The sequence below is a fragment of the Pseudomonas arcuscaelestis genome, assembly GCF_016881005.1.
Classification (GTDB): Bacteria; Pseudomonadota; Gammaproteobacteria; order Pseudomonadales; family Pseudomonadaceae; genus Aquipseudomonas; species Aquipseudomonas arcuscaelestis.
The window spans coordinates 126350-141140 of sequence record NZ_JACOPV010000014.1 but is presented as its reverse complement, the minus strand read 5'-3'; the positions used below and the strand labels follow the sequence as shown (position 1 = coordinate 141140).

At 60.0% G+C, this 14791-nt stretch carries 13 protein-coding genes; 3 read left to right on the top strand and 10 right to left on the bottom strand.

What is annotated here, in order from left to right:
• Positions 1-90 precede the first annotated feature (90 nt).
• The 7 genes from H8F21_RS21460 to H8F21_RS21430 all read right to left on the bottom strand — a co-directional run bounded on the left by H8F21_RS21460 (position 91) and on the right by H8F21_RS21430 (position 9100).
• On the bottom strand, positions 91-1188 hold the full coding sequence (locus H8F21_RS21460) for a DUF1513 domain-containing protein (RefSeq protein WP_203544098.1): 1098 nt from the start codon (positions 1186-1188) through the stop codon (positions 91-93).
• Between the two features lie 2 nt (positions 1189-1190).
• Complete coding sequence (locus tag H8F21_RS21455; RefSeq protein WP_203478292.1) at positions 1191-2255, bottom strand: imelysin family protein; 1065 nt, start codon at positions 2253-2255, stop codon at positions 1191-1193.
• Positions 2256-2271: 16 nt separating this feature from the next.
• The gene (locus tag H8F21_RS21450; RefSeq protein WP_203585279.1) at positions 2272-3699 is read right to left on the bottom strand and encodes a di-heme oxidoreductase family protein; all 1428 of its coding nucleotides are present in this window, start codon (positions 3697-3699) and stop codon (positions 2272-2274) included.
• Positions 3700-3919: 220 nt separating this feature from the next.
• Positions 3920-5251 (bottom strand): imelysin family protein, encoded by a 1332-nt coding sequence (locus tag H8F21_RS21445; protein WP_203585278.1) that lies wholly within the window; start codon positions 5249-5251, stop codon positions 3920-3922.
• Positions 5252-5400: 149 nt separating this feature from the next.
• Positions 5401-7482 (bottom strand): putative bifunctional diguanylate cyclase/phosphodiesterase, encoded by a 2082-nt coding sequence (locus H8F21_RS21440; protein ID WP_413243047.1) that lies wholly within the window; start codon positions 7480-7482, stop codon positions 5401-5403.
• 233 nt (positions 7483-7715) lie between these two features.
• Entirely contained in the window at positions 7716-8312 is a 597-nt protein-coding gene (locus tag H8F21_RS21435) for a superoxide dismutase (protein ID WP_136474726.1), read from the bottom strand.
• A 188-nt stretch (positions 8313-8500) separates the two neighbouring features.
• Positions 8501-9100, bottom strand: a complete 600-nt coding sequence (locus tag H8F21_RS21430; protein ID WP_203478275.1) for a LysE/ArgO family amino acid transporter — start codon at positions 9098-9100, stop codon at positions 8501-8503.
• Positions 9101-9224: 124 nt separating this feature from the next.
• Between H8F21_RS21430 and H8F21_RS21425 the strand changes: the two genes are divergently transcribed.
• From H8F21_RS21425 to H8F21_RS21415, 3 genes are all read left to right on the top strand, one after another.
• Positions 9225-10115 carry a LysR family transcriptional regulator ArgP gene (locus H8F21_RS21425; protein WP_203544095.1) on the top strand — a complete coding sequence of 297 codons (891 nt, stop codon included), beginning with the start codon at positions 9225-9227 and terminating at the stop codon, positions 10113-10115.
• 49 nt (positions 10116-10164) lie between these two features.
• The gene (locus H8F21_RS21420) at positions 10165-11160 is read left to right on the top strand and encodes an NAD-dependent epimerase/dehydratase family protein (protein WP_203478270.1); all 996 of its coding nucleotides are present in this window, start codon (positions 10165-10167) and stop codon (positions 11158-11160) included.
• A gap of 88 nt (positions 11161-11248) precedes the next feature.
• Positions 11249-12103 carry an ATPase gene (locus H8F21_RS21415; RefSeq protein ID WP_203478267.1) on the top strand — a complete coding sequence of 285 codons (855 nt, stop codon included), beginning with the start codon at positions 11249-11251 and terminating at the stop codon, positions 12101-12103.
• Positions 12104-12153: 50 nt separating this feature from the next.
• Here the strand turns inward: H8F21_RS21415 and H8F21_RS21410 are convergent, their stop codons facing one another.
• The 3 genes from H8F21_RS21410 to H8F21_RS21400 are packed head-to-tail and all read right to left on the bottom strand — an operon-like array spanning position 12154 to position 14706.
• Positions 12154-13203: an alkene reductase gene (locus tag H8F21_RS21410; RefSeq protein ID WP_203585276.1), complete on the bottom strand. Its 1050-nt coding sequence runs from the start codon at positions 13201-13203 to the stop codon at positions 12154-12156.
• A gap of 17 nt (positions 13204-13220) precedes the next feature.
• On the bottom strand, positions 13221-14390 hold the full coding sequence (locus H8F21_RS21405; protein ID WP_203585275.1) for an MFS transporter: 1170 nt from the start codon (positions 14388-14390) through the stop codon (positions 13221-13223).
• A 13-nt stretch (positions 14391-14403) separates the two neighbouring features.
• On the bottom strand, positions 14404-14706 hold the full coding sequence (locus H8F21_RS21400; RefSeq protein WP_203478258.1) for an ArsR/SmtB family transcription factor: 303 nt from the start codon (positions 14704-14706) through the stop codon (positions 14404-14406).
• Positions 14707-14791 lie beyond the last annotated feature (85 nt).

Here is a 14791-nt window from a genome sequence, read left to right as displayed (position 1 = left end):
CGATCCTGCCCACGTGCGATGTAGCCGAATATTACGCATTTGACCTGGCCTGGGAACCCTGTGTTCCAGGCCCAATGACAGTAAGGCCGATCAGGCCAGGTGCAAGTGGTTGTCCCAGAGCCCGGAAGGTAGCTGCAAGGGTTGGCCGATCAGCTCGCTCTTGCGGCAATCATACAGACGGCAACGGCCCTGACCCGAGGTTACGACGAAACCGTCGGCCACCGCGCCAACACCTGCGCAGTCTGGCATCGGGGCGTCCAGGCGAACCTGGGCGGTATCCAGATCCCAAATGAACAGGCGATTGGCCCGTGGCGCTGTCAAGGCGACCAGGCGCAGCTCACTGTGAATAGCCACGCTGGCAGTGTAGTTGGCCATCGACTGCAGTTGCTGCTCAGGTACGGCAAAAGCCTGAAAAGGCTGCCCCGGCCGTTTGATCGCCAGCAATTGGGCAGTTTCTTCACCCGAGCCCATGAACTGCTGGCCCGCGACGATGGTGCCGTCATTGGCAATCGCCAGGTGGCGCACACTGTTCATTTGTTGCGACAGCACCTCTTTGCTCAGCAGTGTGCCGTTGCGTTGCATCAGCACCAGGCTTGGTTGCATGGCATCCAGGTTCATCTCTACGCGACTTTCGGCCTCGGTACGAATGCCGCCATTGGCGACCACCAGGGTTTCGCCGTCTGGCATCCATGACACCTGGTGAGGACCGATGCCGTGAGTAGAGATTTCACCACTGTGGTGCAGGCGCTCACCGTCAAAGCGGTAGACCCCGAGCACGCCACGACCTGGATCGGTGGTGTCGTTCTCGGTTGCATACAGCCATTCGCCGCTCTTGTGGATAACGGCGTGGCCGTAGAAGTGCCGGTTCGGCTGCGAAGCGATGGTTTGCAGCAAGCGGCCATCGCGCAGGTCGATCAGGTAGCTTTCTGTGCCGGGGCGCCGGGCGACAAACAGGGCAATTGGCTGCTCGGGGTGATTGATGATGTCGTGGCAACGCTGGCCGACCTCGGTGGCGAACACCTGCGTACCATCGAGGCGATAACCGACGGCATAGTGCTTGCCGTCAGCGTCGTCGCGCGCCGAAAGTAACAGCGGGCCGTTGTCCTTGCCGCGAAACAGGGTCCAACCGCCCAGCGTGATGGCGCTGAGCAGGACGCTACCGATTTTCAGAGCCTGGCGTCGCAACATGATCAGTCACCGTCGTTGGCATTGAAGCCCAGCTGAATGCCCAGCGCCTTGGCCAACTCGCCTTCATGCAGGCGGTGGACGACGTTGAGGCTGTCATAGATATCGTTGAGTTGCTGGCGACCGGCTTCGTCTTCAAGCAGTTCGCCCAGCGGCTTCTGTGCGCCGTTCAGCAGTTTCACTGCGTTGGCGTAGGCCGCGTCGATCTTATCGGTCAGGGCTTTCTGGTCCTTGCCCAGCAAGCCGCGCAGCCCCTGGTTGTCGACACCTACCCAAACGGTTTGTGCAGCGCTCAGGCTGGCTTCCAGGCTTTTGAGCGAGGAATGGCTGCGCCAGGCTTCTGCCTGCAAAGGCTGAGGAATGCCTTTGCTCAGGCGGCCCATGGGCGCGCCGAGTTTTTTCTTCAACGAATCCAGTGCGGTAACCTGCGCACGCAGCACATCAGCGATGGCTTCATGGGAGTCGGCGTAACGCTGGTTGGGGAACTTGGTCATCTGCGCGAGCATGCCGTCGGTGTTGTTCCAGCCTTTGAGAATCTCTTCGGCCAGGGCTTTCTGATGTTCACCAATGGCGACCAGCAACGGGCAATAGCGGGCCTTCTGTTCGGCGCTGGCGATGTCTGGCTTGCTGTCGAACAGAATGTACTCGTAGGCGGACAGGCCGCGCACTACCACGCTGGACTTGGCAAGGCTTGCAGCATCGACCGGCTTGTCGGCGCCCACCAGTTGCTCGACCTGACGACCGACCAGGTTTTTCTTGTCGGGCCAGAACTGTACTTGCCAGGCGCGGTTGCCTTCGGCCAATGGGCCGATCAACAGCGGTTGCAGCTCGGCCCAGGCTTTTTGCGCGTGCAGAAAGTCTGCGCGTGCCGTGGCAAGGTCCGACTTGCCTTCACAGTAAGCCAGGGCGCTGACAGCCAGTTGGCGGTCGGCTTCTACCCAGCGGCTGTAGGTCGGCAAGATCACTTGCTTGGCGATGGCCGCAGACGTCACGGCTTGAGGGTCCTGCGGCGAGCAGGCGCCCAAGGCAAGAGCGGCGAGGCTGGTGAACAACAGTTTAGGTCGGAACATGCCCGGCTCCTTGGTCTTAAAGTGAATTCAGGAACGCCAGCAACGCGGTGCGTTGCTCGGCATTGAAGGTCAATACGTGCTGCTTGGCCGCTTCGGCTTCGCCGCCGTGCCACAGCACGGCTTCGAGCAGGTTGCGGGCGCGGCCGTCGTGAAGGAACTGGGTATGGCCACTGACCGTCTCGGTCAGGCCAATGCCCCACAGCGGTGGCGTGCGCCAGTCCTGGCCGCTGGCGGCAAACTCGCTGCGGTTGTCGGCAAGACCAGGGCCCATGTCGTGCAACAGCAAATCGCTGTAAGGGCGAATGAGTTGGTTGGCCAGCTCGGGTTCGGCGGCATCGGCAGCGGTGGTAAAACTTGGGGTATGGCAACTTTGGCAGCCAGCCTGATGGAACAGGTTTTTGCCGGCAAGCACTTGAGGCGAGTCGACGTCCTGACGCGCAGGTACCGCCAGGTTGCGGGTGTAGAAGAGAATCAGGCGAAGAATATTGTCACTGATTTCAGGTTCGCCATTGGCACCGTTGCCATTGGGTGCCTTCAAGCAGTCGACCTGGCTCGGCGTGCAGTCATCCATCGGCCGCAGGCTGGTAGTCAGGCCCATGTCGCCGGAAGCGGCGTGCACGTTCTGCTGATTGATATTGGGTTGTCCGGCCTTCCAGCCAAAGCGACCCAGGACCGTTTTGCCCTGGGCATCGTCCCAAACCTGGTTGGCGCGGCCGCGGATACCGTCACCGTTGCGATCTTCGGGATCGGCATTGGCCAGAATCGCTGCCTCGGGTATGGCTTCGAGCAGGCCCAAGCCAATCATGGGCGGGGCGACCCGGGCGGAAAAGCGTGTATCAGGGTGCATGGGGCCGTAGCCGAGCTGGGTGATCTGTAGTTGCGGCTGGCGCAATTCGACACGGCTACCGTCCTTGAACACAACGGGTACGGGTGTGTATTGGACGCGTACTTTGCCCTCGGGTGCAACGCCCGGCACAGCCATGTCCTGGAGCTGGCCGCCATAGACCGGTTCGGGAACAATCCCCAGTTGTTCGATGACTTTGGCGTACTGCGGCTGGTCAGGAATCGACAGGCGCACCAGCATCGACACCGCATGCTTGGCTGAAGGTCCAGGTGGATGGCCGCGACCGTCCTTGATGTGGCAGTTCTGACAAGCATTGGAATTGAACAGCGGGCCCAGTCCATCACGGGCGGTGGTGGTCGCCGGGGCGATCACCCACGGGTTGCGAAAGAAACTATTGCCGACACTGAAGTCCAGGCGTCGGCTTGGCGCCAGATTGGCCGATGGCATCGAGTAGGCATTCTGGTCGCGCTTGTTGACGGTGGTCTTGCCACCGGCGAAGGCCTCACCGGGTTCAGACTGGGTAAAACGCGGGGCGTCGTCGCAGCCGGCCAGGGTCATGGCCAGAAGCAGGGGGCTGAGACGGAGCAGCAACGAAGACATCAAGAATCCTGAGCTTGAGCTAAAAAACCGGCGTGCAAGCTTAGCAGGCTCAGGAACATGGAATAAGAGGGATTTGCGTTAGCTTGATGAAATCTGTCTTTGTTTACCATGACGCGCAACGCGCCATCGCAGTTGTTACCCGCTTGGCGTCGGCAACAGTGGGGGTGGACGGAAACGAAAAAGCGACCCGAAGGTCGCTTTTTCAGATCCAGCTGCTTGATCAGAATTCGTGATCAGCGGTGTCTGGATTGAGGTTGGTGATGCCCAGCTTGCCAGCGGCTTGTTCGATTGCGCCGGTCTGCTTGACCAGGGAGGCGATTGCGTCGCGTACGATCTGGTTGCCGGCAGTGTTGTCGGCAGCGATCAGTTGATCGTAGTGCTCGCCTTTGAGGGCGTGGTCGACAATCACCTGGATCTTCGCTTCGGTCGCTTCCAGGTCGGCCTTCAGCGTGGCGTCGGTGGCGGGGTCGACTTTGGCTACCAGCGACGACAGGCTAGGGCCGGTCAGCTTGCTGCCATCGGCGCGGGTGTACTCGCCCAGGTAGACGTTACGGATACCCTTGGCATCGTAGAAGTGCGAGTAGTGGGTGTTGTCGCTGAAGCAGTCGTGCTCGTCTTCAGGCGAGTTGGCTTCCAGGGAAACCTTCATACGCTCGCCGGCCAGTTCGCCCAGCGACAAGCTACCCATGCCGAACAGCATTTTGCGCAGGCCGTCGGTGACAGGCTCTGCTTCCAGCGTGGCGCGGTAGTTGGTGGAAACGTTAGGAGCCCAGTTGCCGACCATTTCTTCCAGGTCGCTGACCAGCAGTTGGGTCACAGCCTTCAGGTAGGCACGGCGACGCTCATTGTGACCGCCAGTGGCGCCTGCGCCTTCCAGGTAGTCAGACGCTGGACGAGCACCTGCGCCCGGGCCAGTGCCGTTCAGGTCCTGGCCCCAGAGCAGGAATTCGATAGCGTGGTAGCCGGTAGCGACGTTGGCTTCGGAGCCGCCCAGCTCATTCAGGCTGGCCAGTTTTTCTGGAGTGATTTCCTTGACGTCGAGCTTGTCGTCGCCAACCTGGATCTCGGTGTTGGCGATGATGTTGGCTGAAGCGCCTGGGTTACCCAGTGCGTGCTCGTAGCTGGCGTCGACATAGTCGATCAGGCCTTCGTCCAGGGGCCAGGCGTTAACTTGGCCTTCCCAGTCGTCGATGATGGTGTTACCGAAACGGAATACTTCGCTCTGCAGGTAAGGCACGCGAGAAGCGACCCAGGCAGCTTTGGCCGCCTTGAGGGTTTCGTCGTTCGGCGTGGCGAGGAAAGCGTCGATGGCGGTTTGCAGGGTCTTGGCGGTGCTCAGCGAGTCGCTGTAGACGGCGTGAACGATGTCGGCGTAGTGCTTGACCACAGCCTTGGCAGCTGCCTCGTCGACGGCACCTGCGGTAGCGGCGGCGGCAGCTGGGGCCGGGGCTTGGGCTTGCGGCGCGGCGGCCTTGTCCTTGTCGTCGCCACAACCGGCGAGAGAGATGGCAATGGCCAACAGACTGGCGGTGGCCAGAGGCATACGAATCATGGCGAATTCCTGCGTCGAGAGGTTGGACAGGCGTACCGAGGTACGCAAAACTGCAACATAATGCGAAAGATTTGCATTTTGTGTAAAGAGGCAGCCACGTAAATATTCAAATGCGTGTATCTGCCTGTTCGCTCAATGTCTTCAGGGGCTTAGAGAATCGAAACCTGATTGCGCTGGGCTTGGCGCAGGAAAGCCGTAAGCTCACGGGCTGGCAGCGGCTTGCTGTAGTGGTAGCCCTGACCTTCATGACAGCCCTGGGCAATGATGTAGGCTTCTTGTTCCGCGGTTTCGACGCCTTCGGCGATAACCTGCATGCCCAGGCTCTTGCCCAACTGAATGATGGCGCGAACGATGGTGGCATCGTCGTCATCATCGAACAGGTCCTGGACGAAGCTTTTGTCGATATTGATCTTGTCCAGCGGCAGTGATTTCAGATAGCTGAGCGAGGAATAGCCGGTACCAAAGTCATCAATGGCGATCAGTGCGCCGGAGCGTCGCAGGCTCAGCAAGTGTTGGGCAGCGGTGCTGATGTCTTCCATCAGGCCGGTTTCTGTAACTTCCAGCTCCAGGCTGCGTGGCGGCAGGCGATAGATTTGCAGCAGGTTGTTGACCACCCGCGGCAACTCGTTGTGGTGCAGTTGCACGGTCGAAAGGTTGACCGCCATGCGCAATTCGCTGAAGCCCTGATCGTGCCATTCGCGCAATTGCCGGCACGCCTGGTCGAGCACCCACTCGCCGATGGTAATGATGTTGCCGTTCTGTTCCGCCAGGGGGATGAACTGATCCGGGGGCACCATACCCAACTCCGGATGTTGCCAGCGCAGCAGGGCCTCGACACCGACCACACGATGATCGCGGTAGCTGATCTGTGGCTGGTAAACCAGGTACAGCTGATTGCGCGGCAGGGCTTCGCGCAGGTCCTTTTCCAGTTCACGACGACGGCGCATTTCGCTGTCGACGCTGGCGATGTAGAACTGGTAACGATTGCGCGAGCGGGTTTTGGCCAGGGTCATGGTCTGCTCGGCTTTTTGCAGCAGCTTCTCGGTGCTGTCGCCGTCTTCCGGGAACAAGGTAATGCCGATGGTTGCCCGCAGGCGAATTTCCTGATGGTCGAGGGCGAAGGGTGCCTCCAGGTTATCGAGAATGCTTTGCGCCAGTTCCGCGGCTTCGTAGGGCTGCTCTATGTCTGCCTGGACCAGGGCGAACTGGTCGCCACCCAAGCGTGCGAGGGCGCCAAGACGACCGCTGTGGGCGCGCAAGCGATCGGCCAGGGCGAGCAGCAACTGGTCCCCGGTCTGGTAGCTGAATTGCTCATTGATACCCTTGAAGTCATCCAGGCCAACACACAGCACCGCGACCCGGCGTTGCAGGCGACCGGCGTCAACGAGGATCTTGTCCAATTGCTGTTGAAGTTGCTGGCGGTTGGGCAGGCCGGTGAGAAAGTCGTACTGGGCCATGCGCAACAGGCTGTTCTCCGCCTCGTGGCGCAAATGTGTATTGCGCTCGATCGAGGACAGAAGCTGGTTTGCAGTATTGACCCATACTCCCAGTTCGTTGCGCTCATGCCCCTTGATCAAGGGTAACTGGTGCTGACTGGGGCGGTCGGGATTGATCTGGGTAAGGTGCTCGATGATCTTTGACAGGGGCTTGGTCAACATCCAGTGATACACCAGATACAGGACCAGACCCATGGCCAGGGCGCGAAGCACGCCGGATATGAAGATGATGACCGAATTGACCAGAAAGCCGGCGCCATAGGAGGCCGTGTCGAGGGTAATACTCAGGTCGCCATAATATTCGCTGTAGGGGCCACGGCCGACCAGTTGCGTGGTGAACGTGCGTTCCTGACCGAGGATCAGGTCGGTCAACCAACGCGAAGGCGACTCCTGCAGGGGGCGGTTTTTCTCGGCGAGCATGGTTTCATTGGGGTGGCCAATGGAAGCCATGCGTACGGACTCGTCCTGGAACAACCCTTCTATGACCTGCATGCCCATTTCCTTGTCCAGGCTATAGACCGCCTGGGTGGATGGGTCGCGAAACATGTCGAGAATTCGCTGGGCATCGTTGGCCACTGCCTGACGCGTCTTGTAGGCGTCAAAGACGATCTGCGCACAACTGAGAACGACACCAACCACCAGTGCCGAGAGCAGTACGACCCTGAGCAACTTGACCGATAAGCTGTTTTTGAGTTCCAGCTTCAATGGGGTTTCCTTAATCCATGCGCATGACATCATTTTGCCATCAATTTTGGCAATCCACTATCGGCCGTTGTCACAACCTTCACGTTAAACGCGAAGTGTTTCCTGCAATCTCTTTATCGGATGCCCGGCCGTGCGACTTTAATACTGAAAGTGAACTTTCCAAGAGTTGATGTTAGCGCGGTATCAGCGTGGAGCAAGAGCCAGAGGCTATGTCGAAGTCGAAAAAAAACCCGGACAAGCCGGGTTTTTTTCACTGCGTTCGCTTAAGCGGTGAAGGTCTTGCCTTCGAACTGCTCAGCAACGAACTTCCAGTTGACCAGGTTCCAGAATGCCTCGACATACTTAGGACGCAGGTTGCGGTAGTCGATGTAATAGGCGTGTTCCCAGACGTCGCAAGTCAGCAGCGGGGTGTCGCCGCTGGTCAGCGGGCAGCCGGCGCCGATGGTGCTGGCCAGAGCCAGGGAACCGTCAGCCTTTTTCACCAACCAGCCCCAGCCGGAACCGAAGGTGCCGACCGAAGTCTTGGTGAACTCTTCCTTGAACTTGTCGAAGGAGCCGAAGGCAGCGTTGATGGCTTCAGCCAGCGCACCGGTAGGTTGGCCACCAGCGTTTGGCGCCAGGCAGTTCCAGTAGAAGGTGTGGTTCCAGACCTGAGCGGCGTTGTTGAAGATACCGCCCGAGGAAGACTTGACGATTTCTTCCAGGGTTTTGCCTTCGAACTCGGTGCCTGGGACCAGGTTGTTCAGGTTCACGACATAGGTGTTGTGGTGCTTGTCGTGGTGGAACTCCAAGGTTTCCTTGGAAATGTGCGGCTGCAGGGCGTCGTGTGCATAAGGCAGCGGCGGCAATTCAAAAGCCATGGTGATTCTCCTAATCAGGTCTGATGCGGTGAGCGCAAGGCCGATCACGGGCGGCCGGTGTGCGTCGGGGAGTTTGTACTCTTTGCGACGCAAGGGCTGGATCATAGCACCCGGCCCTGTGCTTAACCACGCAACAAGTGTAGGGGAAAGAGGTTCCAGAGCCTTCGATCCCCGCAGACGAGCGGCAGTCAGGTGAAGATCAACTGGGCCGCCACGGCGAACATCATCACCGCGACCATCAGGTCCAGCAGTCGCCAGGTGCCGGGGCGGGCCAGCCATGGGGCAAGCCAGGCGGCGCCCAGGGCCAGGGTAAAGAACCACAGCAGCGAGGCACTGGCCGCGCCCGCCACGTAGGCACCGGGTACCGTCTGTTGCGCGCCAAGGGAGCCGATCAGCAACACTGTGTCCAGATAAACGTGGGGGTTGAGCAGGGTGACGGCCAAGGCGCTGAGCAGCACCGCCCGGCGCGAGCGCAGACCCTGGCCTTCTTCTTGTTGCAGGCTTTGTTTCGAGCAGGCGCGCAGCAACGCCTTGCTGCCGTACCAGATCAGAAACACGGCGCCACCCCAGCGCGCCACTGCCAGCAAGGTCGGGTTTTGTGCCAACACCGTAGCGAGGCCGAAGACCCCAGCGGCAACCAGCAAGGCATCGCACAGCACACACAGCGCCGCCACCGGCAAATGGTGTTCACGACGCAGACTCTGGGCCAGAACGAAAGCGTTCTGGGTACCGATCGCCATGATCAGGCCGAAGGCGACCAATAGGCCGTTCAGGTAGCTTTGCCACATAGGAAGCGCTCCACAAGCACCGGCAGGAGGCCAGCGCGGAAATCGGAAAGAAGATGCTGGCTATTTTGCAGTCGGCATCTGTATAAGAAAAACAAATAAAGCTGATCTGGCATTAGGAAAAATAATGTTCGATTACAAATTGCTTTCGGCCCTCGCGGCCGTCATCGAACAGGCCGGTTTCGAGCGTGCAGCGCAGGTGCTGGGCTTGTCGCAATCGGCGATCTCGCAGCGCATCAAGCTGCTCGAGGCGCGCGTCGGGCAACCGGTGCTGATCCGCGCCAACCCACCGAGCCCAACCGATGTCGGCCGGCAGTTACTCAACCATGTGCAGCAGGTGCGCTTGCTGGAGCGCGACCTGCAAAGCCAGGTGCCGGCGCTGAACGAGGAGGGCATGCCGGAGCGCTTGCGTATCGCACTGAACGCCGACAGCCTGGCCACCTGGTGGGCGAGTGCGGTGGGAACTTTCTGCGCCGACCAGCAGGTGTTGCTGGATCTGGTGGTGGAGGATCAGGAAGTTGGCCTCAAGCGCATGCGTGCCGGTGAAGTGGCCGCCTGCCTGTGTGGCAGTGAGCGCCCGGTGGCTGGCGCGCGCAGCATTCTGCTGGGGGCCATGCGTTATCGTGCGCTTGCCAGTCCGGCCTTCATGGCGCGTTATTTTGCCGAGGGCTTCGACGCCAAGCGCTTGCCGCGCACCCCGGCGCTGGTCTTCGGGCCGGATGATTTTCTTCAGCACCGCTACTTGGCTACCCTGGGCAGCCAGGATGGCTTTATGCATCACCTGTGTCCTTCTTCCGAAGGCTTCCTGCGCATGACCGAGGCGGGGTTGGGATGGGGGTTGGTGCCCGAGTTGCAGGTACGTGAACAGTTGGCCAGTGGGCGATTGGTAGAAATTTCGGCGGATAAACCCATCGATGTCCCCTTGTACTGGCATCATTGGCGCAACGGCGGGCAACTGCTCGGGCAATTGACCGAGCACTTGCGACAGACCGCAGGGCAGTGGCTGGTGCCCTTGTAGGCGCTGGTAGCGTCAGCAGCATCTGAAAATTGGTTAGGCGGAGTGGTACATGCGAATTCTGGTCACCGGCGCAAGCGGCTTTATTGGCGGGCGCTTTGCGCGCTTTGCCCTGGAGCAGGGTCTTGATGTTCGGGTCAACGGCCGGCGCGCCGAAGGCGTCGAACATCTGGTGCGCCGCGGGGCTCAGTTCATTCCCGGCGACCTGGGCGATGCCGATCTGGCGCGCCGCCTGTGCCAGGGCGTCGATGCTGTGGTGCATTGCGCTGGAGCGGTGGGCAACTGGGGCCGCTACCAGGACTTTTACCAAGGCAACGTGGTAGTTACCGAGAATGTGGTCGAGGCTTGCCTCAAGGAACACGTGCGACGTCTGGTGCACTTGTCGTCACCGTCGATTTACTTCAACGGCCGCTCGCAGTTGAATATCAATGAAGAGCAGGTGCCGCGGCGCTTCCATGATCACTACGGGGCCACCAAGTACCTGGCTGAGCAGAAAGTATTCGGGGCGCAGGAGTTCGGTCTTGAAGTGCTGGCGCTGCGGCCACGTTTCGTTACCGGCGCGGGCGATGTCAGTATTTTCCCGCGGCTGTTGCAGATGCAGCGCAAACGCCGCCTGGCAATTATTGGTAACGGCCTTAACAAGGTCGATTTCACCAGTGTGCAGAATTTAAACGAAGCGTTGCTCAGTGCATTGTTTGCCGATGAACAGGCTCTGGGCCAGGCGTACAACATCAGTAATGGTCATCCACTGCCCGTGTGGGATGTGGTCAACTACGTGATGCGCCAGATGCATTTGCCGCAAGTTACCCGCTATCGCTCCTATGGCCTGGCCTATAGCTTGGCCGCGTTCAATGAGGGGGCTTGCATGCTCTGGCCAGGGCGCCCACAGCCGACCCTGTCGCGTTTGGGGATGCAGGTAATGAGCAAGGACTTCACCCTGGATATCAATCGCGCCCGCCAGTTGCTGGACTACCGACCCACGGTCAGTTTGTGGACGGCCTTGGACGAGTTTTGTGGCTGGTGGAAAGCGCAAGAGCCCCATCGGTGAACCCGCAGGAGGGTTTGCGGTCGATCAGTGCGCCGTGTAAGCGGTTTATACTAATGCCTATTTGCTATTACGGCGGTTGAAGGCTCCCATGCGTAACGATGCTCAAGACAATTTCGACAATGTTCCGACTTTGCGTGCCCAACTGCGCGACGACGATGATTTCGACAGTCTGCCGCCAGACCGCGGTCCGATTGTCGCGGGCGCGCGTAAAGCCCCAAGGGCGGTAAGCACTGGGCCATTGTGGGCATTGCTGGGGGCCTCGGTGATTGCGTTGGCAGGGCTTGGTTGGTGGAGTTTCCAGCAGATCTCGTTGATGGAACAGCAACTGATTGCGACCCAGGAAAGCTTTGCCCGCATCAGCGAAGAAGCGGCAGGACGGCTGCAGGTAATCAGTGGCAAGGTCGATGCCAGTGAGACCAGTGTCACCAGCGGCAGCGAGGCGTTGAAGGTGCAGATCAAGCAACTGCAAGCCAATCTGCTCGAGCAAAAACAGCAGCAACAAGGTGTCGCTGGCCAGGCAGGCGATTTGAGCAAGCGCCTGGAGCAAGTGCTGACCCAGGCCACTGAGCAGCAGGCGGCTTCGGCAGCGGCCACCGCCAAGTTGCAGGAAGAGTTGCAGGCACAGCTTAAGGCTGTGAACGCCGAGTTGGCTGCCTTGAAGGCGGCGCAAGTTGATGGCGGCAAGCTCGACACCCAGATCAAAAGCCTCACTGCCGATATTGCGGCCTTGAAAAAGCAGGGCAATCCGAATACTGCAATCGAGCGTCTGGAGCAGGATTTGTTGGTGCTGCGCAGCGAGCAGGACAACCGCGCGGCAACGCCTGTAGCGGCGGGGGCTTCGGTCGCCGAGTTTGATGCGTTCCGACGTCAGATGAGTCGCAGCATTACGACATTGCAGAGTCAGGTACAGAACCTGCAGCAGCAGATCAACGCTCGGCCGTAGCCGGTGGGGCGTACCGCGTGATCTGCTGCACAGTGGTGGTCAAACCTGAATTACATCCGTGGGTAATCGATGTAACCCACCGGACCTTTGGCGTAGAAGGTTTCCGGGTGCGCTTCGTTCAAGGGTGCATCCGCCGCCAGTCGCGCCGGCAGGTCAGGGTTGGCAATGAACGGGACGCCGAAGGCTACTGCATCGGCTCGACCGCTGGCCAATGATGCGTTGGCGCTGGCTTTGCTGTAGCGCTCGTTGACGATGTAAGGGCCGCCGAAGGCTTCCTTGATCAATGGCCCGATGCTGTCGTCGCCTTCTTTTTCTCGCGAGCAGATGAAGGCAATTTTGCGCTTGCCCAGCTCACGGGCAACGTAGGTGAAGGTTTCTGCGCGATTGGCATCGCCCATGTCATGCAGGTCGGCCCGTGGGGACAGATGAACTCCGACCCGTTGCGCACCCCACACCTCGATCAAGGTATCAGTCACTTCCAGCAGCAAGCGTGCGCGGTTTTCCAGGGAACCGCCGTATTGGTCGGTGCGCAGATTGGTGCTGCTTTGCAGGAACTGATCGAGCAGGTAGCCGTTGGCAGCATGCACTTCCACGCCATCAAACCCTGCGGCCTTGGCGTTCTCGGCGCCAGTGCGATACGCCTCGATGATGTCGGCAATTTCCTCGGTTTCCAGGGCCCGTGGGGTCGGGAAGTCGGCCATCGGACGTACCAGGCTGACGTGGCCTTTAGGCTGGATTGCGCTCGGTGCTACCGGGGCTTCGCCATTAAGGTAGAGCGGGTGCGAGATACGCCCCACATGCCACAGTTGCAGGTAGATCCGCCCACCGGCGCCATGGATGGCTTTGGTCACGCTGGTCCAGCCGCGTACCTGATCGTTGGACCAGATACCCGGGGTATCCGGATAACCGACACCCATTGGTGTTACTGAAGTGGCCTCGCTGAGGATCAGGCCGGCGCTGGCACGTTGTACGTAGTACTCGGCCATCAGTGCATTCGGCACGCGGCCTTCGTCGGCGCGGCAACGGGTCAGCGGGGCCATGATGATGCGGTTCGGCAGCTCAAGGTCGCCGAGGGTGATCGGATCGAAAATAGTCGTCATAGGTACCTCAAGACTGATTAGTGAGTAGCAGGGGCCAGTTCGGTTTTGCCACCGCGCTGGCTGAAGGTGATCAGGGTGACGATGAGCGCGAGTACTGCCAGCGCAGCGGCTGCCAGGGGGACGCGGCTAAGGCCCAGTCCTTGTGCGATGACCGTGCCGCCGACCCAGGCACCGAGGGCGTTGCCCAGGTTGAATGCGCCAATGTTCAGGGTCGATACAAGGTTGGGGGCAGCCTTGCCGAAGGTCACCACGTTGACCTGCAGTGCAGGTACGGCAGCGAAGGCCGCTGTGGCCCAGAGGAACAGGGTGATTTGCGCGGGGATCAACGCGGAGCTTGTCCAGCTCAGTACAGTGGAGATCACGGCCATGCTGGCGAACACGCCAACCAGGGTGGCGGCAAGGCGTTTGTCCGCCAACTTGCCTCCGACAATGTTGCCCAGGGTCAGGCCAACACCAATCAACAGCAGGGTCCAGGTCACGCCGCGTGGCGACACGCCAGTGACATCACCCAGCAGTGGGGCGACATAGGTGAACAGGGCAAACATCGAGGCCGAGAACAGTACGGTCATCGACAGCGACAACCAGATACCTGCGCCCTTGAGGGCGGCCAGTTCGGCGCGCATATCGAGCTTTTCTTCGTCATGGCGAAACGGCAAGAAGCGAATAAGGCCAATCAGTGCGATCACGCCGATTACCGTCACTGCCCAGAACGTCGAGCGCCAACCGTACTCCTGACCCAGGGCGGTGCCCAGCGGCACGCCAAGCACGTTGGCCAGGGTCAAGCCCGTGAACATCAGTGCCACCGCCGAGGCGCGACGATTGGCCGGTACCAGGCTGGCCGCCACCACCGAACCGATACCAAAGAAGGCGCCGTGACACAGGGCGGTGACCACCCGGGCAAACATCAGCAGGTTGTAGTCGCTGGCCACCGCACAGAGTAGGTTGCCGACGATGAACACGCCCATCAGGGCGATCAGCGCAGCTTTGCGCGGTAGCCGCGAGGTGGCCAGGGCCATGAATGGCGCCCCGATTGCCACGCCTAATGCGTAGCCGGTGACCAGCCAGCCTGCGCCGGGAATCGTCACGCCCAGGTCTGCTGCAACATCAGGCAGCAGACCCATGATCACGAACTCGGTGGTACCGATGGCGAAGGCGCTGAGCGCCAGAATTATTAACGAAAGGGGCATTGCAAGGTCCTTGTCAGAGCTCGTGGCTCATCTGCTTGAGAAACGCCTGGATGGTTTCCTCGTTGCGCTTGAAAAAATGCCACTGGCCGATCTTCTGGCTGCTTATAAGACCTGCACGCTGCAAGGTGGCCAGATGGGCCGAGACGGTTGACTGCGACAGGCCGCAGCGTTGGTCGATTTGACCGGCGCAAACACCGTGTTCGGTGCTGTGGTGCTGGTCCGGAAATTGCGCGTCGGGGTCTTTCAGCCAGTTGAGGATTTCTCGCCGTACTGGGTGGGCCAGGGCTTTTATTATTTCGTCGAGATCGAGAGGCATGGTTGGGCTCGTGGTTGTGTAGCGGTATATCGCGATGAGGCGAAATATAAATCGATATTTCGCGATATACAAATATGAAGAGGTT